19 protein-coding genes and 1 tRNA gene are annotated in these 23,747 nt (G+C 47.2%); 14 read left to right on the forward strand and 6 right to left on the reverse strand.

The features are described 5' to 3' along the window. Nucleotides 1-121: 121 nt before the first annotated feature. The 7 genes from ACLHR0_RS08245 (at nucleotide 122) to ACLHR0_RS08275 (ending at nucleotide 9,086) form a co-directional block, all read left to right on the forward strand. Nucleotides 122-466: a DUF7674 family protein gene (locus tag ACLHR0_RS08245; protein ID WP_436485825.1), complete on the forward strand. Its 345-nt coding sequence runs from the start codon at nucleotides 122-124 to the stop codon at nucleotides 464-466. Nucleotides 467-701: 235 nt separating this feature from the next. Further along, on the forward strand, nucleotides 702-2,414 hold the full coding sequence (kdpA, locus tag ACLHR0_RS08250) for a potassium-transporting ATPase subunit KdpA (RefSeq protein WP_436485827.1): 1,713 nt from the start codon (nucleotides 702-704) through the stop codon (nucleotides 2,412-2,414). Between the two features lie 21 nt (nucleotides 2,415-2,435). Beyond that, on the forward strand, nucleotides 2,436-4,481 hold the full coding sequence (kdpB, locus tag ACLHR0_RS08255; protein WP_370909034.1) for a potassium-transporting ATPase subunit KdpB: 2,046 nt from the start codon (nucleotides 2,436-2,438) through the stop codon (nucleotides 4,479-4,481). Between the two features lie 26 nt (nucleotides 4,482-4,507). Then, entirely contained in the window at nucleotides 4,508-5,071 is a 564-nt protein-coding gene (kdpC, locus tag ACLHR0_RS08260) for a potassium-transporting ATPase subunit KdpC (protein WP_436485830.1), read from the forward strand. Nucleotides 5,072-5,182: 111 nt separating this feature from the next. Beyond that, the gene (locus ACLHR0_RS08265; RefSeq protein WP_436485832.1) at nucleotides 5,183-6,259 is read left to right on the forward strand and encodes a porin; all 1,077 of its coding nucleotides are present in this window, start codon (nucleotides 5,183-5,185) and stop codon (nucleotides 6,257-6,259) included. 11 nt (nucleotides 6,260-6,270) lie between these two features. Then, nucleotides 6,271-7,395 carry a sensor protein KdpD gene (locus ACLHR0_RS08270; protein WP_370909037.1) on the forward strand — a complete coding sequence of 375 codons (1,125 nt, stop codon included), beginning with the start codon at nucleotides 6,271-6,273 and terminating at the stop codon, nucleotides 7,393-7,395. Beyond that, the gene (locus ACLHR0_RS08275; RefSeq protein WP_436485834.1) at nucleotides 7,392-9,086 is read left to right on the forward strand and encodes an ATP-binding protein; all 1,695 of its coding nucleotides are present in this window, start codon (nucleotides 7,392-7,394) and stop codon (nucleotides 9,084-9,086) included. The genes ACLHR0_RS08270 and ACLHR0_RS08275 overlap by 4 nt, the downstream gene beginning before the upstream one ends. A 5-nt stretch (nucleotides 9,087-9,091) precedes the next feature. Here ACLHR0_RS08275 and ACLHR0_RS08280 read toward each other — a convergent pair whose 3' ends face one another. After that, nucleotides 9,092-12,040 carry a PAS domain S-box protein gene (locus ACLHR0_RS08280; RefSeq protein WP_436485836.1) on the reverse strand — a complete coding sequence of 983 codons (2,949 nt, stop codon included), beginning with the start codon at nucleotides 12,038-12,040 and terminating at the stop codon, nucleotides 9,092-9,094. 283 nt (nucleotides 12,041-12,323) lie between these two features. Between ACLHR0_RS08280 and ACLHR0_RS08285 the strand changes: the two genes are divergently transcribed. Next, a complete protein-coding gene (locus ACLHR0_RS08285; RefSeq protein WP_370909040.1) occupies nucleotides 12,324-13,028 on the forward strand; it encodes a porin family protein in 705 nt (234 codons plus the stop codon). A 98-nt stretch (nucleotides 13,029-13,126) separates the two neighbouring features. Here the strand turns inward: ACLHR0_RS08285 and ACLHR0_RS08290 are convergent, their stop codons facing one another. Together ACLHR0_RS08290 and ACLHR0_RS08295 are read right to left on the reverse strand one after the other, a co-directional pair. After that, on the reverse strand, nucleotides 13,127-13,903 hold the full coding sequence (locus tag ACLHR0_RS08290) for an enoyl-CoA hydratase-related protein (protein ID WP_429062164.1): 777 nt from the start codon (nucleotides 13,901-13,903) through the stop codon (nucleotides 13,127-13,129). A gap of 22 nt (nucleotides 13,904-13,925) precedes the next feature. Continuing rightward, complete coding sequence (locus ACLHR0_RS08295) at nucleotides 13,926-15,911, reverse strand: S9 family peptidase (protein ID WP_436485839.1); 1,986 nt, start codon at nucleotides 15,909-15,911, stop codon at nucleotides 13,926-13,928. Between the two features lie 135 nt (nucleotides 15,912-16,046). On the opposite strand from ACLHR0_RS08295, the gene hflX reads away from it, so the two are divergent. The 6 genes from hflX to ACLHR0_RS08325 all read left to right on the forward strand — a co-directional run bounded on the left by hflX (nucleotide 16,047) and on the right by ACLHR0_RS08325 (nucleotide 20,524). Then, nucleotides 16,047-17,237: a GTPase HflX gene (hflX, locus tag ACLHR0_RS08300; RefSeq protein WP_370909043.1), complete on the forward strand. Its 1,191-nt coding sequence runs from the start codon at nucleotides 16,047-16,049 to the stop codon at nucleotides 17,235-17,237. After that, complete coding sequence (locus tag ACLHR0_RS08305; RefSeq protein WP_079471652.1) at nucleotides 17,237-17,578, forward strand: Rieske (2Fe-2S) protein; 342 nt, start codon at nucleotides 17,237-17,239, stop codon at nucleotides 17,576-17,578. The genes hflX and ACLHR0_RS08305 overlap by 1 nt, the downstream gene beginning before the upstream one ends. A 70-nt stretch (nucleotides 17,579-17,648) precedes the next feature. Next, nucleotides 17,649-19,271, forward strand: a complete 1,623-nt coding sequence (locus ACLHR0_RS08310; protein WP_436485841.1) for an ArnT family glycosyltransferase — start codon at nucleotides 17,649-17,651, stop codon at nucleotides 19,269-19,271. Between the two features lie 126 nt (nucleotides 19,272-19,397). Next, nucleotides 19,398-19,471 (forward strand) — tRNA-Asn (locus ACLHR0_RS08315). Nucleotides 19,472-19,601: 130 nt separating this feature from the next. Continuing rightward, a complete protein-coding gene (locus ACLHR0_RS08320) occupies nucleotides 19,602-19,913 on the forward strand; it encodes a DUF6922 domain-containing protein (protein WP_436485843.1) in 312 nt (103 codons plus the stop codon). 8 nt (nucleotides 19,914-19,921) lie between these two features. After that, nucleotides 19,922-20,524, forward strand: coding sequence for a nucleotidyl transferase AbiEii/AbiGii toxin family protein (locus ACLHR0_RS08325; RefSeq protein ID WP_436485845.1), 603 nt, complete (start codon nucleotides 19,922-19,924; stop codon nucleotides 20,522-20,524). 103 nt (nucleotides 20,525-20,627) lie between these two features. On the opposite strand, the gene ACLHR0_RS08330 is transcribed toward ACLHR0_RS08325, so the two are convergent. From ACLHR0_RS08330 to ACLHR0_RS08340, 3 genes are read right to left on the reverse strand one after another with little or no spacing between them, the layout of a single operon-like run. Next, a complete protein-coding gene (locus tag ACLHR0_RS08330) occupies nucleotides 20,628-21,557 on the reverse strand; it encodes a DUF5007 domain-containing protein (protein ID WP_436485847.1) in 930 nt (309 codons plus the stop codon). An 18-nt stretch (nucleotides 21,558-21,575) separates the two neighbouring features. Continuing rightward, nucleotides 21,576-22,247: a hypothetical protein gene (locus ACLHR0_RS08335; RefSeq protein WP_436485848.1), complete on the reverse strand. Its 672-nt coding sequence runs from the start codon at nucleotides 22,245-22,247 to the stop codon at nucleotides 21,576-21,578. 29 nt (nucleotides 22,248-22,276) lie between these two features. Next, a complete protein-coding gene (locus ACLHR0_RS08340) occupies nucleotides 22,277-23,743 on the reverse strand; it encodes a RagB/SusD family nutrient uptake outer membrane protein (protein ID WP_436485850.1) in 1,467 nt (488 codons plus the stop codon). Between the last annotated feature and the right edge of the window lie 4 nt (nucleotides 23,744-23,747).

Raw genomic sequence — 23,747 nt, forward strand, 5'->3', positions numbered from 1 at the left:
TATCTCCCCTGAAAATTATTTAATACCCTGATTAATAACTACTTATTCCCTTTTGAAGCACTCATTCCCAATGATGGCACTCCGCTGGTATTACCTCATTTGTATCAAACAATTGATTCATATGCTACCAGATTCAAAAATCTCTCAACTGATAGGTTTACAGATTCCGGGGTTAACATTTCCCGCAGAACAGCAACAACCTGCAAAGAGTTCCATCAGTAAGGTGATCCACACTTTTGCTGATTATACCGGCAGGATGATCCGGAGTGAGCAACTTCATGAGGTGAAACGTTGTTTTAACGTGGCCGCTGTATTGTATCACAATGGAAGCAATGCCCTGCGTAACGCCATCGAAAGCGCGTTTATGTATACCCTCTCTCCCCTACTCTGCGGAAAGCATAAGGAACTGCTTCCTATATCACTGAAGAACGTAAGGATTCAGCATTTACAAACTATAGCTATTTAAACACTTTTATGATGATGACTATTCTCCTGGTGCTGGCAGGATTGGCCTGCTTCGCCGTATTCTTTAAATCGGTCGACTATTTCGAAAAGATCTAACTAAAACACTTGTTATCATGACTGCATTATTTGTTTTGTCACTTTTCGTTTTCGGCTACATGATCTATGTACTGTTAAAACCTGAAAAATTCTGATTGGAGATATTACTCCCACGCCTATACGCAAAAAAGCTTATTTAAATGACAACAGAAATCTTAGGCGTAATCGCCACCTACGGCATCACGCTTTTATTGGCCTGGCCCTTGTCGAGGTACATTGTTAAGGTATTCAGGGGCGATCGTACCTGGTCCGATTTTATGGCGCCGCTGGAACGCCTCTTTTTTAAAATTTCCGGTATCAATCCTAATGAGGAAATGAACTGGAAAGAGCATTTGAAGGCATTACTGACCATCAACCTGGTATGGTTTGTATATGCCTTTTTTGCGCTGTTCTTCCAGGACAAGCTGCCACTGAACCCGGATGGAAACCCCGGCCAGTCGGCCGACCTGGCGTTTAATACCGCCATCAGCTTCGTGGTAAACTGTAACCTGCAGCACTATTCCGGTGAAACAGGCGTTACTTATTTCACCCAATTATTTGTACTGGCCTTCCTGCAGTTTGTGAGCGCCGCTACCGGTATTGCAGCGCTGATCGTGGTGTTCAAAGCCATGAAAGAAAAAACAACCACTAAGTTGGGGAACTTCTGGGATATTTTCCTGAAAACAATCACCCGCATCCTGCTGCCAATAAGCATCGTAATTGCACTGATCTTTGTTTTCAATGGCGTGCCTGCCAGTTACGCCGGCAAAGAGGCTATTGTTACTATGCAGGGCGACACCGTGAATGTGTCTCATGGCCCGGTAGCAGGGTTTGTGGCGATCAAGCACCTCGGCACCAATGGTGGTGGATGGTTTGGCGCCAACTCCGCACACCCGCTGGAAAATCCCAACTACGTTACCTGGATGACAGAAATGGTGGCGCAGGTACTCATTCCCATCGCAATGGTATTTGCACTGGGGATGTTTATTCAACGGAAAAAATTTGCGATGATCATCTTCGGGATCATGACCATCGGTATGATATGCCTGCTGATTCCTTCCATGCAGCAGGAAATGGCCGGTAATCCTGCCATTGCCCACATGGGTATCCAGCAGGCTACCGGGGCCATGGAAGGAAAGGAGGTGCGGTTTGGAGCCGCCGCCACAGGGTACTGGAGTACAGTAACCACTATTATTTCTACTGGTTCCGTATGCGGCTGGCACGATAGCACCATGCCTATGACAGGTTTAATGCAACTGCTGGGGATGATGCTGAACTGCTTCTATGGCGGTTGTGGCGTGGGTATCCTCAACTATTACATCTTTATTATTATCGCGGTGTTTATATCCGGACTTATGGTAGGCCGTACGCCTGAATTTATGGGGCATAAGCTGGAAGCGCGGGAAGTAAAGATCGCCGCTATTATTACGCTGTTGTCGCCGTTCCTGATACTGGCCGGTACTGCTTTATCATCGTGGGTATTGTCACACCATCCGGATGCCAACTGGGCAGTGAAGCCATCGGCCTGGTTAAATAACCCCGGTTATCACGGCTTCTCCGAAATGCTGTACGAGTATACTTCTGCCAATGCCAACAACGGTTCCGGTTTTGAAGGTTTGGGAGATGGAAACGTTTTCTGGAATGTATCTACCGGCTTTATACTGATCCTCGGCAGGTTCCTGCCTATCATAGGACCAGTGGCCATTGCGGGTTTGATGGCATCTAAAAAATATATACCTGAATCCGCCGGTACGCTGAAAACAGATTCACTCACTTTTGGCGCCATGACCTTCGCGGTGATCGTGATCCTCACTGCCTTGTCTTATTTCCCGGCGCTGGCACTGGGTCCGATCGCAGAGTATTTTTCCCTGTAATTTTTTTAATGACTGACTACCATGAAGCATGATAATAAATTGTTTCCGAAAGAATTGGTGATGGAGAGCCTGAAGCAGTCTTTCGTAAAACTGAATCCGAAATTAATGATCAAAAACCCGGTGATGTTCACCGTGGAAATAGGTACTGCCGTAATGCTGATAGTAGCGCTGTATGCACTCTTTACCGGTAATAAGGAACAGGGCAGTGCGGCGTATAATGTCGCCATCTTTATAGTACTCTTCCTTACCGTGTTGTTTGCCAACTTCGCGGAAGCCATTGCGGAAGCGCGTGGCAAAGCACAGGCCGAAAGTTTACGTAAAACAAGAGAAGAAACACCAGCAAAGAAAGTAGAACTGATAGGTGAAATCTTCACCAACGAAATCAAAATCGTATCCTCCTCTTCCCTGCGCAAAGGCGACATCTTCGTATGTGAACCGGGCGATATTATTCCCGCCGACGGCGAAATAGTACAGGGCCTTGCCAGCATCGACGAATCTGCCATCACCGGTGAAAGTGCACCGGTTATCCGGGAAGCCGGCGGCGATAAATCCAGTGTGGTAGGCGGTACTAAAGTATTGTCCGATCATATTAAAGTACGGGTAAGCACTGAGCCCGGTGAATCTTTCCTGGATAAAATGATAGCCCTCGTAGAAGGCGCCAGCAGGCAGAAAACGCCCAATGAAATTGCGCTCACCATCCTGCTGGCCAGCTTCACCCTGGTATTTATCATTGTATGCGTAACACTGAAACCCTTTGCCGACTACGCACAAACACCGATTACCATTGCGGCCTTCATCTCCCTGTTTGTATGCCTCATCCCTACTACCATCGGTGGTTTATTATCGGCTATCGGTATTGCGGGAATGGACCGTGCCCTGCGTGCCAATGTAATCACCAAATCAGGTAAAGCCGTGGAAACTGCAGGCGATATTGATGTGCTGTTGCTGGATAAAACCGGTACCATCACCATCGGTAACCGCAAGGCCACTAACTTCTACGCGACCAATGGTATACCCACGGCGGATTTTATCCGCCTCTGCGCACTCAGCTCTTTATCGGATGAAACACCGGAAGGTAAATCCATCGTGGAACTGGCGGGCAAAGATGTGGTGAGTAAATTATCGGTGAGTGGCGCCAGCCTGGTGAAGTTCACCGCCGAAACCCGCAGCAGCGGCATCGATCTACCCGATGGCAGCCGTATCCGCAAAGGCGCCTATGATGCCATCAGGCGGCTCGCGGAAAAAGAAGGATTTTCTTTCCCCGCGGAAACACTCGCAAAAGTAGAATCTATTTCCAACGACGGCGGTACGCCGCTGGTAGTAGCGCTCAACAGCAAGGTGCAGGGCGTTATTGAATTGCAGGATATTATTAAGCCGGGTATCAGCGAGCGTTTCGACCGCCTGCGTAAAATGGGCGTGAAAACGGTGATGGTAACCGGTGATAACCCGCTTACAGCTAAATATATTGCCACCAAAGCCGGTGTGGACGACTTCATCGCGGAAGCCAAACCGGAAGATAAAATGAGCTATATCCGCAAAGAGCAAAACGAGGGCCGCCTCGTAGCCATGATGGGCGATGGTACCAACGATGCGCCCGCCCTGGCACAGGCAGATGTAGGCGTGGCCATGAATAGCGGTACCCAGGCTGCAAAAGAAGCCGGTAACATGGTGGATCTCGATAATGACCCTACCAAGCTGATTGAAATTGTGGAAATCGGTAAGCAGCTGTTAATGACGCGCGGTACCCTTACCACTTTCTCCATCGCCAACGACGTGGCAAAATATTTTGCTATTGTGCCCGCGCTGTTTGTGGCTTCCATACCAGCCTTGCAGGGCATCAACATCATGAAACTGCACAGCCCCGAAACAGCGATCCTGAGTGCGGTTATTTTCAACGCCATCATTATCCCGATGCTGATACCGCTGGCCCTTCGCGGCGTGGCCTATAAGCCTATCGGCGCCAGCGCATTGCTTCGCCGCAACCTGCTGATCTACGGAGTTGGCGGTATTGTAGCGCCTTTCATCGGTATCAAACTGATTGATATGCTGATAGCGCTTTTCATGTAATTGTAAACTGATAAATTTTTAAAGAGATGAAAAAATATCTTTGGCCTTCTGTAAAACTCACACTGTTACTGGTGGTATTATTGGGAGGAATATATCCGCTGTTCATTGCCGGCGTGGCTAAAATGGCTCCCGGAAAAGGCGATGGTATCAAAGTAATGTATAACGGGAAAGTAGTGGGCTATGAAAACATTGCACAGAAATTCAGTGATGATAAGTATTTCCAGCCACGCCCTTCTACGGTAGATTATAACGCTGCCGGTTCTGGTGGGTCCAATAAAGCAGCGGGTAACCCGGATTACCTGAAAACGGTACAGGAAAGAATTGATTCTTTTATGGTACACAACCCGGATGTAAAAAAAGAAAACATCCCCGCAGAACTGGTCACTGCTTCTGCCAGCGGTTTAGACCCGCACCTCACTCCCGCTGCGGCTTATGTACAAGTGCCGCGTGTGGCGAAACTAAGAGGCATTCCTGCGGACAAACTGCAACAACTGATCGATGCCAATACCAAAGGTCCCTTGATGGGACTGTTTGGACTATCTACTGTTAATGTGTTAAAATTAAACATAGCGCTCGACGATATGAAGTAGCGCGCAGTTCTATTATTCCTTACCTCTGAATGTCCTGTGAACAACCTTTTAACTGGTGGCCTGTCGCAGCAGGTTACCAGTGATCTACCAACACGAACCTATATATTTAAAATGAAGAAACTTTTATTACTGGCCGGTGCACTGGCAGTTGCCATTACTATGTTTGCCCAGGACGCACCGCCACAAGAGAAAGGAAAAGTAACCTTTTCCGGCTATGCAGAAGCATATTACAGTTACGACCTGAACAACCCGGCCAATCATACAAAGCCCGGGTTCCTGTATAACTACAATCGCCACAATGAATTAAACCTCAACCTGGGGATGGTAAAAGCCAATTACACATCAGACCGTATCCGTGCCAACGTAGGGCTGATGGCCGGCACCTATCCCCAATACAACCTGGCAGCAGAACCCACGCTGATGCAGTATGTATACGAGGCAAACGTCGGTATCCGTATAGGCAAGAACGTTTGGATCGATGCAGGAGTAATGCCCGCACACATCGGTTTTGAAAGCGCCATCGGAAAAGATTGCCCTACGCTTACCCGGAGCATCCTCGCAGAGAACTCCCCCTATTATGAAACCGGCGCCAAAGTAACCTGGACGCCCAACGACAAATGGTCGTTTGCCGCTATGTACCTGAACGGATGGCAAAGGATTAAAAAAGTGGATGGCAACCAAACCCCTGCTTTTGGTACACAAATCACCTTTAAGCCAACAACAAAAATATTGCTCAACTGGAGCACTTATATCGGTAATGATCTCCCGGATAGTGTACGCCAGATGCGCTACTTTAATAATGTTTATGGTACCTTTAGCATAACGGATAAATTCAGTGTCATCGCAGGATTCGACTATGGATTACAGCAAAAAACTAAAGGATCATCCAACTTCAATAGCTGGTACAGTCTTGTTGTAATTGCCCGGTACGCCTTTACAGATAAATTTGCGATGGCGGGGCGCGTAGAGCAGTATAATGATAAGAACGGCGTTATCATCAGCACCGGTACACCGGATGGCTTCCAAACCACCGGCTATTCACTTAACCTGGATTTTACCCCGGTGAATAACGTGATGTTCCGGCTGGAAGGTAGAACGTTTAACGGAAAAGACAACACATTTATAAAAGGAACAGAATTGAAGAACACGAATACAGCGATTACCGCATCACTGGCCGTATGGTTCTAACTAAATAAATAATGACAGATAAAGAACACTCCGTACAGCAATTTCTTAACCTGGCTAACCGCGCCGGCAGGGGGAAGTTTAAGATCTACATCGGTATGAGCGCCGGCGTAGGAAAAACGTACCGTATGTTGCAGGAAGCGCATGCCATGTTAAGAAATGGGGTGAATATCCAGATCGGTTACATCGAAACACATGGGCGTGCGGAAACGCATGCCCTGCTGGATGGATTACCGCAAATACCCCGCAGGCAGGTATTTTACAAAGGGAAAATGCTGGAAGAGATGGATCTTTCCACCATCCTGCTCCTGTCGCCCGACTGGGTAGTGGTGGATGAACTGGCACACAGCAATATCCCCGGCTCCAAAAATGAAAAGCGATGGCAGGATGTGGTGGACCTCCTGAATGCAGGGATCAATGTTATTTCTGCCGTGAACATACAACACATCGAAAGCATTAACCAGGAGGTGAAATCCATCACCGGTGTGGAAGTACAGGAGCGCGTTCCCGACCTCGTGCTGCAAATGGCCGATGAAGTGGTGAACATCGACCTCACCGCCGATGAGTTGATCACCCGTTTGAAAGAAGGTAAAATTTATGATCGCTCTAAAGTGGAGAGCGCCCTGAGCAATTTTTTTCAGGCAGATAAAATCCTGCAACTGCGTGAACTGGCACTGAAAGAAGTAACCACGCAGGTGGAGCGGAAAGTAGAAATCCAGATTCCGCGTAACTTACAGATGCGCCATGAGAGTTTTCTGGCGTGTATTTCTACCAATGATGAAGTGGCCCGGAAAGTAATCCGGAAAACAGCGCGACTGGCGGCCTATTATCACGCCGATTGGTTTGTATTGTATGTGCAAACCCCTGGCGAAAGTGCCGACAAAATCGCGCTCGCTGCCCAACGTCATCTTATTAATAACCTGAAACTGGCTACAGAACTCGGTGCGGAAGTTATACAGGAACATAACGCTAATGTATCGGAAGCTATCATTAACATTGCATTGGAAAAACATGTTACCACTATTTGTATGGGAAAACCGCATATCAGTCTTTTTCGTATCATTTTGCGCACCAACCTGTTTAACCAGTTGTTGAAAACGCTTTCTTCCAACGATATCGACATTATCATATTATCATGAGTACGTTCAGATTAAAAACAAAGATTACGCTTGGGGTATTGTTCCTGTACATCATGCTGCTGGTGGTGAGCATACTGGGCTATTACTATCTGAACCGCCTGAACGAAAAGGCGAAGTTTATTCTCAAGGATAACTATGAATCACTGGAGTATTCGAAAAATATGCTGGTAGCTTTGGAAGATCTGCCGGCTCATCGTGCTGCTGCGATACAAACTTTTTCCGATAATCTCAAAAAGCAACAGGCCAACGTAACAGAAAGAGGCGAGAAAGATGCAACGGCAGCAGTAACCCGCATTTTTGAACTATTGCAAAAAGATTCCACAGTAGAAACAGGCGCCATAAAGAAAAATATCTACACCATCATGGATCTCAATATGGCGGCTATCGTAGGAAAAAATGAAAGGGTAAAGAAAACCGCAGACAATGCACTGCTTTACATTGCCATCATTAGCGGGCTTTGCTTTGTACTGGGCTTTACTTTTGTGTATAATTTCCCCGGGTACATTGCCAATCCTATTGGTGCGCTTACCCAAGGGATTAAAGACATTGCCAATAAACAATACGGCAAAAGACTCTACTTTAAATCCGGCGACGAGTTTGGCGATCTGGCCACTGCCTTCAATACTATGGCCCAGCGGCTGGATGAATACGAGCACAGTAACCTGGCGCGCATTGTATTTGAAAAGCAACGCGCGGAAGCCGTGATCAGCAGCCTGAAAGATGCCACCATCGGGTTTGATGTAAATAATGTGATCCTGTTTGCCAACACCCCTGCCCTGCAGTTACTGAACATCCCCGAGAAGGATCTGATCGGGCAGCCGGCGGAAGAAATATCCAAACGCAACGACCTGCTGCGTTTCCTCGTGAATACAAAGGAAAATGCACCGCTAAAAATAGTGGTGGATGGAAAAGAATGTTTCTTCACCCGCGAAACAACAGATATCAGGCATGAGGAAAATCGTATAGGCTATGTAGTGATCCTCCGGAATATTACCACTTTTAAAGAACAGGATATTGCCAAAACGCATTTTATTGCCACCATTTCCCATGAGCTGAAAACGCCGCTGGCGGCCTCTGATTTCAGTATTAAACTGCTGGAAGATGAAAGGACAGGCGTACTCAGTACGGAACAGAAAGAGCTGCTCGACAGCCTGAAACAGGACAACCGGCGCATGATAAAAATTGTAAGCGAATTGCTGGATTTGTCGCAGGTAGAAAGCGGCAATATACAATTACAGCCGCAGCCGGTTACCGCCATGAGCATTGTACAATACGCCATGGATACGGTGCGGAAACAGGCGGCTCAACGCGAAGTTACCATCCGCACAGAGGTGCCGGAAACCTTGCCAAAGGTATTGGCAGACGTGGAGAAAACCGCCTGGGTGCTGGTGAACCTCTTAACCAATGCAATCCGCTACTCTGCTCACGGCGCTGCCATAGAACTAACGGTAACGCCTACAGGAACAGAAATGGTATCGTTTGCGGTACAGGACTACGGGAAAGGTATCCCGGAAGCTTTCCGGGGTAAAATTTTTGAAAGATTTTTCCAGGTGCCTGGTATGAAAGGGCAGGGAAATGGCCTCGGACTGGCTATTTCAAAGGAGTTTATCGAAGCCCAGGGCGGTATTATTGGCGTAAATAGCGAGGTAGGAAAAGGCAGCCAGTTTTATTTCACTTTACCGGAAGCATAGTGCTGTCAGGGTTGCTCAATATGCGCTTTTACCAGGGGCACATGCTGATAATAGAAGGTAGTAAGTTCCTCCAGCCTGGCGGGAATGCTGTCGAGGTTTTCCTCCAGCCGGGCATCTCTCTCAACAGACAAGGCTATATCTGATGCGTATTGCATGCCAACCATGTTCAGGTTAAATTTCATCTGGTGCGCCAGCATATAAAGTGGTTGCCAGTTTTTTTCTGCCAGCAGCTGGTGCATCTCTGAAAGCTTTTGCGGGATGCTATCCAGCAGTTCCTCCAGCATTATTTTTACATGTTCTTTTTCGCCGGACATCATGCCGTATGCGGCGGATAAGTTTAGTTCGCTGTTGGGCATTTCAGTGGTTTTTTCTTTGTCAGTGGCTGATTCCGGCACTTGTTCCCCGAGTCCTTTCAGGATTTTCTGAAACAGGTCGGAGCGATCAAATGGTTTGGACACATATTCGTTCATCCCGGCGGCCAGGCAGCGTTCCTTTTCTCCTTTCAGTGCGGAGGCGGTCATGGCAATCATATAAGTCCGGATGCCTTTCCGGCGGATGGCCTGAGTGGTCTGGTAGCCATCCATTCCCGGCATCTGTATATCCATAATGATGCAATCGTACGTTTTGCAGTCCAGCATTTCAAGGGCCGATTTCCCGCTGTTAACCACGTCTGTTCTGGCGCCGGCATTTCGCAGCGTATGAAATACCACCTGTTGATTGATGTCGTCGTCTTCTACCACCAATATCGTTTTTCCCTGCAGTGGTTTTTCTGCCTGGTGCAGGGGGCCTTTTTCATTTTTACTGGTCATTGCTTTGTTATTGCGGGTGAACGGCAGTTCAAAATAGAAAGTAGCACCTTCATTCAGGTGGCTGTTTACCCGGATGAATCCATGTTGAAGGGTAATGAGTTCTTTGGTGATGGCTAATCCCAGGCCGGTACCGCCAAATTTGCGGGCATTGTTAGCATGTGTTTGGGAGAAGCTTTTAAAGATCAGTTCATGTTGTTCCGGATCTATGCCTATGCCGGTATCCGTTATTTCAAAGCCCAGCCGGAGTGTGGATTGTTCTTTATCTTCCTCCACCAGCGATACTTTCACGGTTACTTTCCCGGCGGGAGTAAATTTAATAGCGTTTTCCACGAGGTTGGTCAGGATCTGGTTAAGACGCACTTCATCTCCTAAAAGGCAAGGGGGGATGGCGGTATCTATCTCATCAAAAAACAATAGTTCCTTTTGTTGTGCCTGTAGTTTCAGGGGAAAGAGGGCATTGTCTATTACTTCGTAAATATCCAGCGGTTCATGTAGGAGCAATAGTTTGCCGGCTTTTATTTTTGAGAAGTCGAGGATTTCGTTGATGATCACCAGCAGGCGGTTGGCGGATGTTTTGATGGCGCCGGTATACTCCATTTGTATGGGAGATAACTGGCTTTGCTGCATCAGGAGGTTGGTCATACCGATGATACCGTTCATGGGCGTACGAATTTCGTGGCTCATATTGGCGAGGAACATTTCCTGCGCGCTGACGGCCTCCTGTGCAAGGTTGTTTGCATTTTCAATGGCAGCGATATAGTTGTTTTTTTCGGTGAAGTCCTGTCCTATGCCGCAGATACCGATCATTTCACCTTCTGCATTCCGGAGCGGGAATTTAGTAATGAGAAAGTGATAGGTCTTATCGTTCACGGCAAAGGTCTGTTCTGATTTTATCCTGGCGCCTGTTGCTCTTACCTCGCGATCCAGGCTGGTATAGCGTTGTACCCAGTCGTATGGCAGCTCTGCATCTGTTTTGCCGATAATATCTTTTTTATCTGCGCCGTGTATTTCGGTAAACCGGTTATTTACGAGCAGGTATTTCCCGGGCATATCTTTTATGAACATCATGGATGGCATAAAGTCGAGGATAGCGTCCAACCGTTCCTGGAGATACATTACCTGGTCTTCGTTCCTTTTTTTCTTATCAATATCCCTTACAACGCATTGAAATTCCTTTACGCGGCCATCTTCGCCATATACCAGTGCGACCATTTGTTCCACCCATTTTTTTGCGCCTGATTTGGTAATGATTTCAAATTCCTGGGAGGTATAGTCGTCGCCTGTTTTCACCTGGTTGGTGTAAAAAGCTTCGAGCCGTTTCCAGGTATCTTCTTCCAGGAACAGGGAATAATGTTTGCCTACCAGTTCTGTATTGCTGTAGCCGGTCATTTCGGTGGCCCCTTTGCTTACGTAAGTGAAGGTGCCATCCAGCCGGGCTTTATAGAGGATTAGTTCTGTTTCTTCCGCCAGTCGCAGGAAGGATTGTTCCCGTTTATGCAGCTGGTTGGTTTTCTGTTTCAGTTTCCTGAACATCCGGTATAAGTACCGCGATTCGCCCAGCAGCAGCACCAGGGTGAACAGGCTGATGATAATGGTGGTCCAGAAGGAGTACAGGGTATAGCGATTGTCTTTATCGATCCGTGCAATCAGTTTACGCCGGTTTTCCTGCAGGAAATTATTCACGGCGGCTCTTACGTTTTCCCGGAACCGGGTGTTTTCCGGGGCGGTGATCAGTTGCCTGGCCAGTGCTGGTTGAGTGGCTGCTATTGCCAGTATCCGTTGATGATAACTGATTTTTTGTTGGAGAAGGGTACTGAAATTATCCAGTATTTTTTGAGAGAGCGTATCACCGGGCATGCTGGCGGCAACAGACTTCAGGATGTGCAGCATGCTGTCTGGCAGGGCATAATTGGCGGCGGGTATGGTGGATTGCCCCCTCAGCAGCATGTCACGGATGCTGTTGGTATAGTTGTTATCCAGCATGGCTACGGATCTTACCTTATCTATCAGCAGGTTGGTTTGTATTATGTCTTCCGCTGCGCTCCTGCTCCTGTTTTTAACGATCCAGGCATAATAAACAAAGCCCATGAGCGCCATAAATACTGCCAGGATAAGTACCAGCACTGTATTCACAATTTTTTTCATGCGAAGTTTTTCAACGGCTCTTTAATAGCATTGGCAGGGGTTATGAGGTTGGTGATGGATTATTTATTCAAAATAGGATATTTTGCGGCAATATTGTTGTTCATCTTGTTCAATCCAACGTATGGACCAGGAAAAGATTATGGTGGTCAATATTTCTTTTTCTGTTACTTTCGGCGTGCGAATGTAGGACCGGGTGAATGTTTTAGCAATACTTTAACGGATTGTCTTTACAATCATTCCATTATATTTGCCTAATATTCTTTTTCCTAAGTATGTATATTATATGAAGAAAATAATTTTTACCCTGGGTCTGATAGCTGTTTCTATTGGAGTTTTTGCACAGGATGGTGGCTCACCGATGAATAAGGCGGTTAATAAAGTTACCCATTCCAACGACTTTTTAATGGTACAGTTGTCATACGATGGCTGGGCGGGTGCGCCTGACAGTATTAAGAGCGGCCTTAACAGGGGTTTTAATATTGCCCTGATGTACGACTTCCCATTTAAGAAATCCAAACTGAGTATGGCAGCAGGGTTAGGTATCAGCACTAGCGGCGTTTACCTGAAAGATCATACGATGGATATCCAGGGAAAGCTGAATCCTAACCAGGTATCTTTCCCTACTTCTTCGGCTAAAAAGAATAAAGTAGCGACCACTTACCTGGAAATTCCTATTGAATTAAGGTATCGCAGTGTGCCGGACAACGCCAATAAAGGCTTCAAAGCGGCAATTGGTGTAAAAGTAGGCGCCCTGGTGGATGCTCATACCAAAGTAAAATATACCGGCGCCAATGGCAGCAAGGATATTGATAAAGATGCCAACAGGGGATTCTTTAACCCATGGCGCTTTGCGGCAACTGCCCGCGTAGGTTATGGTAACTTTGCCTTGTTTGGCGCATATTCCCTGAATCCAATGCTGAAAGACAACGCCAGCAATAACCTGGATATCAGACCTTACCAGATCGGTATTTGTTTAAGCGGATTGTAACAGCCTACGGGCTTTTATATAGAGAAAACGGCCCGGGTTTAACACCTGGGCCGTTTTTTATTAGGAGATAATCAGAGCGATCTCTTGTTTTTTACCGGTTATTCACCTTTGAATACAGGCTTTCTTTTTTCGAGGAAAGCCTGGATCCCCTCCGCGTTATCGGCAGAGTTGCCGGCAATTTCCTGGCAATATGCTTCATACTCGAGTACTTCATCGAGGTTTTCCGTCATGCCTTTGGTGAGCATTTTTTTCATGAGTGCAATGGCTTTCGTAGGTGCGGCAGCGTAGTAAGCGGTTTCCGCCTGTACGGCGGCATCCAGTTCGGCAGCCGGCACCACTTTGTTTACCAGGCCCAGTTTTAATGCTTCCGCTGCGCTGATTTTACTGGCTTTGGTAGCCAGTTCAAACGCCCGGTGGTAGCCCACGGTGCGGGGCAGGAAATACGAGGAGCCGGAATCCAGTACCAGGGCGATGTTTACAAAAATTTCTATCATAGTAGCTTCCTCGCTGGCAATGATCACATCGCAGGCCAGTGCAATGGAACATCCGGCGCCGGCCGCCACGCCATTAAGCCGGCAGATAACCGGCTTGGGCATATTGCGGATAGCGCGTATAATGGGGTTATAGCGTTTGCGCAGCGATTCGCTCAGGTCGCGCTTTCCCGACTCCATAGAAGCCTTGAGGTCCTGTCCACTGCTGAAAGCCTTGCCGGCGCCTGTTAACACTACCACCCTCACTGCCGGATCTTTTTCTGCTTTCTTTAATGCGTCCTGTAGCTCATAGCTGAGCGGATCATTAAACGCATTGTATACTTCAGGCCTGTTTAACGTGATGGTGGCAATACCATCCTGAATATCCAGTAATAAAGCAGCCATGATAATATGGTTAATAAGTGATTTACAGGGTTTCTTTCAGCCAGTTGAAGAACTCGCGCTGCCATACGATGGCGTTCTGCGGTTTCAGCACCCAGTGGTTTTCTTCCGGGAAATACAGCAGCTTGCTTTTAATGCCTTTCAGCTGCGCCAGCTGGAAGGCCTGCAGGCCCTGTTCAATAGGAACGCGGAAGTCGATACCACCCTGGATGATCAGAATGGGCGTATTCCATTTATTGGCGTATTCACTTGGGTTGAAATGTTTGTAGCCATTGGCATTGGCGGGGTCCCAGTAAGCGCCGATATCCCAGTTGGCAAACCACAGTTCTTCGGTAGTACCGTACCAGCTTTTCAGGTCGAATAAGCCATCGTGGGCGATAAAGCTTTTGAAGCGGTTTTCGTGTACCCCTGCCAGCATGTATACGGAGTAGCCGCCGTAACTGGCGCCTACAGCGCCTAAGCGGGCTTTATCCACATAACTTTCCTTGCTCACATCATCAATAGCGCTCAGGTAATCTTTGATCGGTTGCCCGCCCCAGTCCTTGCTGATAGACGCATTCCATTCTACGCCGTGACCCGGCATCCCTCTTCTGTTGGGGGCCACCACGATGTAACCCTGGGATGCCATCAGTTGGAAATTCCAGCGGTAGGAGTAAAACTGCGATACGGCCGATTGCGGTCCGCCCTGGCAATACAGCAGGGTCGGATATTTTTTAGCAGGATCAAAATCCGGCGGGAAGATCACCCAGGTAAGCATATCCTTACCGTCCGTGGTTTTTACCCAGCGCTTTTCAATTTTGCACATGCCTATTTTATCGTAAGCGGCTTTGTTTACGCTGGTAAGCGGGGTAACGGCGCCTTTCTGCAGGTCCACAGTAAACAGTTCCGCTGCATGGTTCATATCTGTGCGGGACACAACCAGGGTGTTACCGGATTGTGCCAGCATATCGTTGATATCGAAGTCGCCGGTGGTTACCTGGCGTATATGCTTTTCCGTTGTTTGGGCAATATTTTTCTGCAGGGCAATTTCCAGCAGCTGTTCTGTGCCTTTTATTACGGCCAGGAAATATATCTTTTTACCGTCGTTGCTGAAGCGGGAAGAAGCAGCGGTGCCATCCCAGCCCTTGGTAAGGTTGGTGATAACGCCGGTAGCGCGATCCATGATGATTACATCATTTTTATCTGCTTCATAGCCATCGCGGGCCATGCTTAACCAGGTGAGGTATTTGCCGTCGTGGCTGAAGGTGGGCGCCACATCGTAGCCCATCATTCCTTCGGAGAGATTGCGGGTGGCTTTGGTATCCAGGTTATATTCGTAGATATCCGTATTGGTGCTGATGGCGTAATCTTTTCCGAATTTTTTCTTACAAACATAAATTACACTTTTCCCGTCGTGGCTCCAGATCATATCTTCAGGGCCACCGGAGGGCATTTGCGGGCAATCGTGTGGTTCTTCCGCCATAATATCTACGGGCGTACCTACTTCGCCATTATTGTAAGTGGCATAAAAAACGTGGGAGAAATTGCCATCTTCCCAGGTATCCCAGTGGCGGTAGTTCAGGTTATCGTAGATCTGCACATTGGATTTCGGAAGATCCGCGTAGTGGTCGTTGCCGGACATCTTCTTTATTTTTACTTCTTTCGAAAACAAAATATGCTTCCCGTCGGGAGAAATGCGGATGTTTTGCATTCCGCCGTCCACGTTGGTTTTTTGCACCGGGTCAGATCCATCGGCATTCATTTCATACCACTGTCCTTTGAGGGAGAAACCAATTTTGTTGCCGGGTAATACGGCTACATCTCCTTCTGCGCCGGGTGTTTGCGTGAGTTGCTTTGCGGCGCCGCCTGCCAGCGGGATCGCATAGAGGTTCTTCTCGCTTTTGTTCTCTGCCATATTGATCTGAGATACGCCATAGATAACGGTTTTGCCGTCAGCACTCAACGCCTCTCCACTCACCCGTCCAAGTTGCCATAGCAATTCGGGTGTCATCTTATCCTGGGCTACTGCCATAGTTGATATTAATAGTCCTGTCAGTAAAAAAGGTTTAAACATGATATCGAAAGGTTGTTTTGGATCGGGTAAATGTAGGAAGAAATGGCGTAGCGATTAAATTCTCTGTAAATTTGCTTCAAATTCTGAAATAACTTGATTGAGAAAAAACAAGTAGTACAAAAAGAGGAAAGAGCCGTCATAGTTGGTGTTATTACCAAAGACCAGACAGAGCGCCAGGTGAATGAGTTCCTGGATGAGCTGATGTTCCTGGCGGAAACTGCGGGAGCTACGGCTGTTAAGCGCTTTACCCAGCGGCTGGCGCATCCCGACAGGGCCACCTTTGTAGGGAAAGGTAAGCTGGAAGAAATCCAGCAGTTTATTGCAGGCAGGGATATATCACTGGTTATATTTGATGATGAGCTTACCGGCTCACAGATCGCCAATATTGAAAAGGTGCTGAAAGTAAAAGTGATCGACCGTAGTGACCTGATCCTGGATATCTTCGCGCACCGTGCCCGCACGGCGCAAGCAAGGGTGCAGGTAGAGCTGGCGCAGTACCAGTATATCCTGCCACGTTTGCGCGGTATGTGGAGTCACCTGGAAAGACAAGGAGGCGGTATCGGCAGCAGGGGGCCTGGTGAAACAGAAATTGAAACGGATCGCCGTATTGTAAAAGATAAAATATCGCTGCTGCGTAAACGCCTGGAGGATATCGACCGCCAATCCCTTACCCAGCGTAAGGAACGCGGCGAATTTATCCGTGTGGCGCTGGTGGGGTATACCAACGTTGGCAAAAGCACCCTCATGAACCTGCTCAGCAAAAGTGAGGTGTTTGCAGAAAACAAACTGTTTGCTACCCTGGATACCACCACCCGTAAGGTAGTATTCGATCAAACGCCTTTCCTGCTCAGCGATACGGTAGGGTTTATCCGTAAACTGCCCCACCACCTGGTGGAAAGCTTCAAATCCACGCTGGATGAGGTACGCGAGAGCGATATCCTGATCCATGTGGTAGATATTTCCCATCCGCAGTATGAAGAGCAGATTGAAGTGGTGAACCGCACGCTGCAGGAACTGAAAGCGTTTGAGAAGCCCACCATCATGATCTTTAACAAGATGGACCTGTACGAGGCCAACACCTTTGATAAATGGCTGGAGCCGGAAATCAAACAGGATATCCTGAACACCCTGAAACAGGACTGGGAAACAAAAACCCAGGGGAATTGTGTATTCATTTCCGCATTGGAAAAAAGGAACATCGAGGAACTGCGCAAAACCATCCTGGACAAGGTAACCCAATTGTACAAGGAGCGCTTCCCGTATAAAACCGAATTCTTCTACTAATGGCCAAAGAATATTCCTGGTATAAATTAGAAGAAGGCCGTTTGCCCTTTGCAGAGAAACAGATTAGCGTAATGGAGGTAAATGGAAAAAAAATTTGCTGTACCCTGCACCAGGGGCAGCTTTTTGCCTTTGCATATAAATGTCCGCATGCCGGTGGCATTATGGCCGATGGAGTGATAGATGCCGCCGGTAATGTGGTATGCCCGCTGCACCGTTATAAGTTCAGTCTTAAAAACGGGTACAATAGCAGCGGGGAAGGATATTACCTGAAAACGTATCCCATAGAGCAGCGTGAAGACGGGCCCTGGCTGGGCATGGAGAAAAGCGGCTGGTTCTGGTAAAATAATTATCTTTTTGTTAAGAGTGATCGTCGTATTTGAAGTAACCGGTATATGCCTGTAACTTTTCGTTATGCTGACTACAACTGTTACACGCTCATTTGTTCTCTCTGAAAAACAAGTATGGCTGCTCATCACCGCTATGCTGATACTATTGCAGTTTAGTGCCCTTTTTGTACCCATCCTGGAACCCGACGGCGCGCTGTATGCCGGCATCGCCAAAACCATGGTGATTAAACACGACTACTGGAATCTTTATGCCGATGGTCATGACTGGCTCGACAAGCCCCACTTCCCTTTCTGGATGGCCGCTATCAGCTTCCAGCTTTTTGGTATTCATACCTGGTCGTATAAATTGCCCGCCATCCTTTTTTTGCTGATGGGCGCCTGGTACACTTACCGTTTTGCACTTCATTTATATGATGAAAAAATAGCCCGCTGGGCCGTGTGTATCTTACTTACGGCCGAACATCTTGTTATATCCAACAACGATGTACGGGCAGAGCCTTATCTCACGGGACTGATTATTGCGGCAGTGTATCATTTCTACCGCCGTGGCATCCTCCTGGGCGCCCTTTTTACGGCCTTTGCCATCATGACGAAGGGGTTGTTCGCCCTGGTGCCGGTTTGCGCTGCTATTGGCGGTCATTTACTGTTTACACGCAACTGGAAAGAGCTGTTTCACTGGCGTTGGGCGCTGGCACTAGTACTGATAGCGCTTTTCATTACACCGGAGCTGTATGCCCTGTACCAGCAATTCGACCAGCACCCGGAGAAAATTGTATTCGGCGCTACCAGCGTATCAGGCATCCGCTTTTTCTTCTGGGACAGCCAGTTCGGGCGCTTTATGAACACCGGTCCCATCAAGGGTTCCGGCGATCCATTCTTCTTTTTTCATACACTCCTGTGGGCTTTCCTTCCCTGGTCGGTGATGCTGTACGCAGCGGTCATCATCTTCATAAAAAAATGGAAACAGCAAAAGGAATACTACTGCATTTGCGCAGCCCTGGCCACTTTTGCATTGTTTTCACTCTCCCGTTTCCAGCTGCCGCACTACCTGAACATCATCTTTCCGTTTTTTGCCATCCTTACCGCCCATTATATTTTATCGCTGCAAACAGAAAAAGGACTGAAATTTTTCCGGGTTACGCAGTATACTATCATCATCCTGATAGCCGTTGCAGGCGTAGTAATCGACCTTCTGTACAAGCCGGCTATGCATTATGCGTGGCTGCTGCTGGCCGCCGCCCTGCTCCTGCTTTACCTGCTGCTGCACTACTGGCTGGATAAATCTACCCGGCAGGCCGTATTTTACCGCACTCTTTCCATCAGCATTCTGCTGAACCTCTACCTGAACACTATTTTATATCCCGATATGATGCAATACCAGAGCGGAAGTACAGCGGCAGCCTATGCTAATGCTCATCTTCCTGGTAAAAGCATCGGCCTGTATCAGGCAAACTCCTATGCATTCGACTTTTATTTGCAGGCGCCGGTGTTACGTCCTGATTCCGCTACTGCACTCGTTTTTACCACTCCCGATGCCGTGACTTCCCTGCAACAGCAGGGATATACCTGCACAGTGATCCGGTCGTTCCCCCATTTTTATGTGAGCAAACTGGATTTGCCATTTGTCCGCAAGGCGACGCGGACGGGCGCTTTAGGGGAAAGGCTGCTGGTTGCAGTGAAAAAATAGGATTGTTTAACCCGCTATGGCGGCCGGTTTCTAATTTTTTTCTAAAAAAAATGAAATAAGATTTTGCAAAAATGAAAATTTACCTATTTTTGCAATCCCAAATCGTGCAAACGATACGGGAAACACTCCTCCTTAGCTCAGTTGGTTAGAGCATCTGACTGTTAATCAGAGGGTCTCTGGTTCAAGTCCAGAAGGGGGAGCGAAGAAAAAGAAGCCTTACTTAGTAAGGCTTCTTTCGTTTATAGAAGTGGAGGTTGAGATATGATGGAATACTCTTCATTTCATGGAGCGTACCAATGAATTACCCTCTCTTTTTCGTATATTTGACAAGTGCGAACCAATCCGGACATAGCGAAACCAGCATTATCCCGCCGTGCATATTGGGATATTGACTTGAGAACGTTGGATTTTGACCGTTACCCAGAGTTTACCATTATCAGGGCTATGGAGAGGGGTACATCCAATGATATCAGGGAGATATTTCGTTACTATGGAAAAGATAAGATACGCAATATTGTAACTAATTCTGAACACTTGCTGCCACGGGCACAAGTCATCTCCCGCAGACTTTTTCATCTTCGCAATAGTGATTTCAAATGCTCTACCGACAAACTACGAGCGATGAACTTTTCGAAGTTTTAATCAAACTAATGAACATTGCCGATCTTTCCGACTTTAGGTTGGTTGGAGGTACGGCATTAAGCTTATTAAGAGGGCATCGGGAATCTGTCGATATTGATATGTTCTGTGATGGTCCTTACGGACAAATTCCTTTTGATCATATTTTGAAGGTGATCAACTTAAATTTCCCCTATGTAGAGGAAATCAATGCTATTATTGGCCCCTCTAATGAAGTCAATAACCAGGGGCTTTACCTTTTTCTGGGCGAAGATGAGCAGTGCAGTATTAAGACAGACATTCTTTACTGGGATGCTCCGTTTTTGTATCCGGTAGTTGAAGAACAAGGTGTCCGGATGGCAACTATTGAAGATATAGCAGCAATGAAGCTGGACGCGATTTCACGGGGCGGACGAAAAAAGGATTTTTGGGATCTGTCGGAAATACTGGAGACACATACAATGACACAACTACTGGAGATCTACGAGAAGAAATATCCCTGGTTCGAAATAAGAGATGTCATCGTTGGTTTAACAAACTTCTCAGTAGCGGATATAATGCCGGACCCTGTGTGCTTCAAGAATAAAAATTGGGAAGAAATTAAGTCGGAAATGGTGAGGGCAGTAAGTATATAACGTTACGTAACAATATCAGCTAATTCTATATTATACCCTTTGAAAAAAATGGGCTGACCCGAAAGCATTTCGCTTCCTGATCGGCCCATTTTATATAAAAGCCTTAATTATACTTCAGCTTAATCGTCACCTTCCAAATCCCTTCTTTCAGAATAGACATATCAAACCAGTAATTGAAATAGTCGCCGTTGATTTCACCATTGTTATACATATCAATTCTCAGCACCTGCCCTGCTACGAAAGGCAGCGGAAACCCCGCTATTTCGAGTTCCAGGTGATCCGGGAATTCCGTGTATTTGGTAGGATTGTTCAGGCCCAGGTTATGCCAGTCTTTTAAATCTGTTACGCCGGGGGTACTGGAATAGTCGTATCCGAATAATAATTTCGGGTCAACCGCGGAGCCATCTTTTTTCAATACGTACACCAGTATTTTGTTGCCGGTATTTACCTGGCGCTCAAATGTTACATCGATGCCGGTGAGTTTACCGTCGATGCCGGAGAACCGGTAGGTATAGGGCAAAGCGTAGCTCACGTCTATTGTCAGCGCAGCTTTTATCACCCTTTCACCGGAGCTGTTCTTTACTTTCACATCTATGGTGTATTTCCCTTTTGTAAGCAGTAAAGTATCGGTCGCTTCGGGGTATATCACAATGTTGCCATTCTCCGGGTTGATGTCTATTGCCGGGCGATTTACCTTTTGACGTTTGGTATCCAGTTCCTGCACCGTTTTTTCTTTCCCGGTGTATTCCGCCTGCCAGAAGTAGGTATCTACTTTGTAGCCCATTACTTTATCGGCGCGCTTGCCATCCTCCGTGTAAATGCCGTCGATGGTGAATTCCAGCGGCTTGGTGGATTCATCGGTTACCATGGCGCCGGATTGAATCAGCGACGCGCCTACGGCTACTTTAATGGAAGGATTGGTATATTTCAGCGCCGGACTTAAAAAGCCGTCGCTGCTGTCTTTGGTGCATGATATAGCGAACAGGGTGACAGCCAGCCATAGTATGCACGTTATTTTTATTGATATTTTCATGATAAAAAATAGTTAGGATTATCTGAAATATTTCTGCTTCAATCCGGCAGCGAAACTGGAGCCGTAGGTTAATACATGTACTACTGCATTGGCGGTAATCATGTTGTGCGTTTGGACACTACCGGTATATTTGACGGAGTCCATACCTGGTATTTTTACATGCTGATACTCCACGTAGAACGCGGATGTTTGTAAAGAACTGCCGGCACTTACACCACCTCCTTTGCCATAAATAAACAGGCTGTCGCCGTTGAGGGCTTTGTAAAATTTCGATTTATCTTTTAAGGCTTGTTCCAGTGTTATTTTTACATTAGGGATGATGAACCTGCCGAGTAATTTCAGCAAGGTATCTTTCCCGATGTTTTCCAGTGGTCTTAGCGCCTGCCGGTCGTCGGGGTTGAAGTTCATTTGCAGCCGCATCACGGCGTTGTTAGGCGCTGCGAAAAAAGTGATGTTGGACTGGTTTACGATCGACTTGGCATCTGTGAGGTCAATGATTTTAACCAGGGAATCGAACATGTGGTTGGACCTGCTTTTCAGGAAATCGTATACGGGCATGTTCTTTTCGGCTTCAGATTGCTGTGAGAGGCCACCATCCACGTAATAGTCATTTTTCCTGCACGACGCCAGTACAAGCACGGCGCCTGCTGCAAGGAGTATAGCTGTTTTTAACGAAGTAAGTTTGTTCATACTATATCTTTATCAAGAAATGGGAGTAATTATTTCCAGAACTCATTCTGTGTAATCATGAAATTGCTTTTGGCAATGATACCCTGGTCGATTGGTAACAGCCATGCGCCTTTTTTGAACCAGTCGCCATCCGTAATTTTCGAATCCTTATCCAGCTTTCTTGTTCTTACCAGGTCAAAGAAATATTGCCCTTCTCCAAGCAGCTCTTTTTTACGTTCAAGCAGGATGGTATCCTGCAGGTTTCCTCCGCCGGTATAAGGTGTGGCAAATGCGCGCTCCCGTACTTTATTAAGAAGTACAATGGCTTCTGCTGTTCGGCCAACTGCCGGGGTGGCGAGGGCTTCTGCCCGCAGCAGCATAATATCCGGCAGGCGGGTGATAATAATGTTAGACTCGTTGATGTTCTGGGTAGAAGTATCACCTTTTAACTGTAAGGTTCTGTATTTTCCCAGGAAGATGCGGTCTTCGTTCACGCCCTGCAGGTAGGTTTCGCGGATAAACCAGGTAAATAACCGCGCATCCCGCGCGCCGGGTGTGAACATCACATTGATCTGTTGCCTGGTAGGGCACAGTAAGTAACGGTCGCTTCCGCCGCCGCCATCGGATTGGTCTTTGTACCAGGGCCTTCCCAATGTTCTGTTGTATACGCGGTTCTTTTGTACTTCTCTTAAATTGGCATCGAAGTTAAACTCAAAGATGCCTTCCGTCGATTTGCCAATAAAAATGCTGAGGAGATTGGTGGTATCTGTAACCAAACTATAAGGGCCTTTGGTGATTACGCTGTCGCATAATTTCTCGCAGCCGGCAAAGTCCTGCAACCAGCCCAGCACATGTGCCTTGATAGCCCAGGCCGCGCCCCTGCTTGCTCTTACGGCCTTGTCGCCGTCGCCATAGTCCAGTTCCAGGTTGCTGATGGCTACATCCAGGTCTGCTTTGATCTGGTTGAATACATCTGCCTGCGGCGTTCTGGATAAATTATCCGTGTTCACGCTTTTCAGGTTCAGCGGTACATCTCCCCAAAAACGAACCAGGTAAAAGTAAGTGAGCGCCCTTATAAAGCTGGCTTCTCCAATATGTCTTTTCCGCAGTGACTCATCGTAGGAAGTAATCGCCGGGATCTTTTCCAGCAGCAGGTTACATTGTGCAATAGCAGTATAGAACTGGTTCCAGTTGCCGCCACCGTTATTGAATAAAGCGGATGCCGTATTGGTAGCGATGTTGGTTTCTACGCGTACGTTCGAACTTTGCGAGTAACTGGAAAATACATCTGCACGCACGTCGCCCATGAGGAAGATTTTATCCGGCACTACTGTGCGAAGCAGCGAGTAGGCACTGGCGATGCCTTTCTCAACATCGGAAGATGAGGTGATGGCATTGGCAGCGGTAGGAAGTTCTATGATCTCCGGGTCGAGTATTTTTTTACAGGAAAATAATAATGCGAGGGAGGCCAGTAGCACGCACACAATTTTGTTTTTCCGGGTAGTTATTATTTTCATATGC

The organism is Chitinophaga sp. ARDCPP14 (genome assembly GCF_051362515.1).
Lineage (GTDB): Bacteria > Bacteroidota > Bacteroidia > Chitinophagales > Chitinophagaceae > Chitinophaga.

Bases quoted from the DNA above. Each gene is read 5' to 3' on its own strand.
- ACLHR0_RS08245 (WP_436485825.1), top strand. From the start codon at position 122: ATGCTACCAGATTCAAAAATCTCTCAACTGATAGGTTTACAGATTCCG.
- kdpA (WP_436485827.1), top strand. From the start codon at position 702: ATGACAACAGAAATCTTAGGCGTAATCGCCACCTACGGCATCACGCTT.
- kdpB (WP_370909034.1), top strand. From the start codon at position 2,436: ATGAAGCATGATAATAAATTGTTTCCGAAAGAATTGGTGATGGAGAGC.
- kdpC (WP_436485830.1), top strand. From the start codon at position 4,508: ATGAAAAAATATCTTTGGCCTTCTGTAAAACTCACACTGTTACTGGTG.
- ACLHR0_RS08265 (WP_436485832.1), top strand. From the start codon at position 5,183: ATGAAGAAACTTTTATTACTGGCCGGTGCACTGGCAGTTGCCATTACT.
- ACLHR0_RS08270 (WP_370909037.1), top strand. From the start codon at position 6,271: ATGACAGATAAAGAACACTCCGTACAGCAATTTCTTAACCTGGCTAAC.
- ACLHR0_RS08275 (WP_436485834.1), top strand. From the start codon at position 7,392: ATGAGTACGTTCAGATTAAAAACAAAGATTACGCTTGGGGTATTGTTC.
- ACLHR0_RS08280 (WP_436485836.1), bottom strand. From the start codon at position 12,040: ATGAAAAAAATTGTGAATACAGTGCTGGTACTTATCCTGGCAGTATTT.
- ACLHR0_RS08285 (WP_370909040.1), top strand. From the start codon at position 12,324: ATGAAGAAAATAATTTTTACCCTGGGTCTGATAGCTGTTTCTATTGGA.
- ACLHR0_RS08290 (WP_429062164.1), bottom strand. From the start codon at position 13,903: ATGGCTGCTTTATTACTGGATATTCAGGATGGTATTGCCACCATCACG.
- ACLHR0_RS08295 (WP_436485839.1), bottom strand. From the start codon at position 15,911: ATGGCAGTAGCCCAGGATAAGATGACACCCGAATTGCTATGGCAACTT.
- ACLHR0_RS08305 (WP_079471652.1), top strand. From the start codon at position 17,237: ATGGCCAAAGAATATTCCTGGTATAAATTAGAAGAAGGCCGTTTGCCC.
- ACLHR0_RS08310 (WP_436485841.1), top strand. From the start codon at position 17,649: ATGCTGACTACAACTGTTACACGCTCATTTGTTCTCTCTGAAAAACAA.
- ACLHR0_RS08325 (WP_436485845.1), top strand. From the start codon at position 19,922: ATGAACATTGCCGATCTTTCCGACTTTAGGTTGGTTGGAGGTACGGCA.
- ACLHR0_RS08330 (WP_436485847.1), bottom strand. From the start codon at position 21,557: ATGAAAATATCAATAAAAATAACGTGCATACTATGGCTGGCTGTCACC.
- ACLHR0_RS08335 (WP_436485848.1), bottom strand. From the start codon at position 22,247: ATGAACAAACTTACTTCGTTAAAAACAGCTATACTCCTTGCAGCAGGC.
- ACLHR0_RS08340 (WP_436485850.1), bottom strand. From the start codon at position 23,743: ATGAAAATAATAACTACCCGGAAAAACAAAATTGTGTGCGTGCTACTG.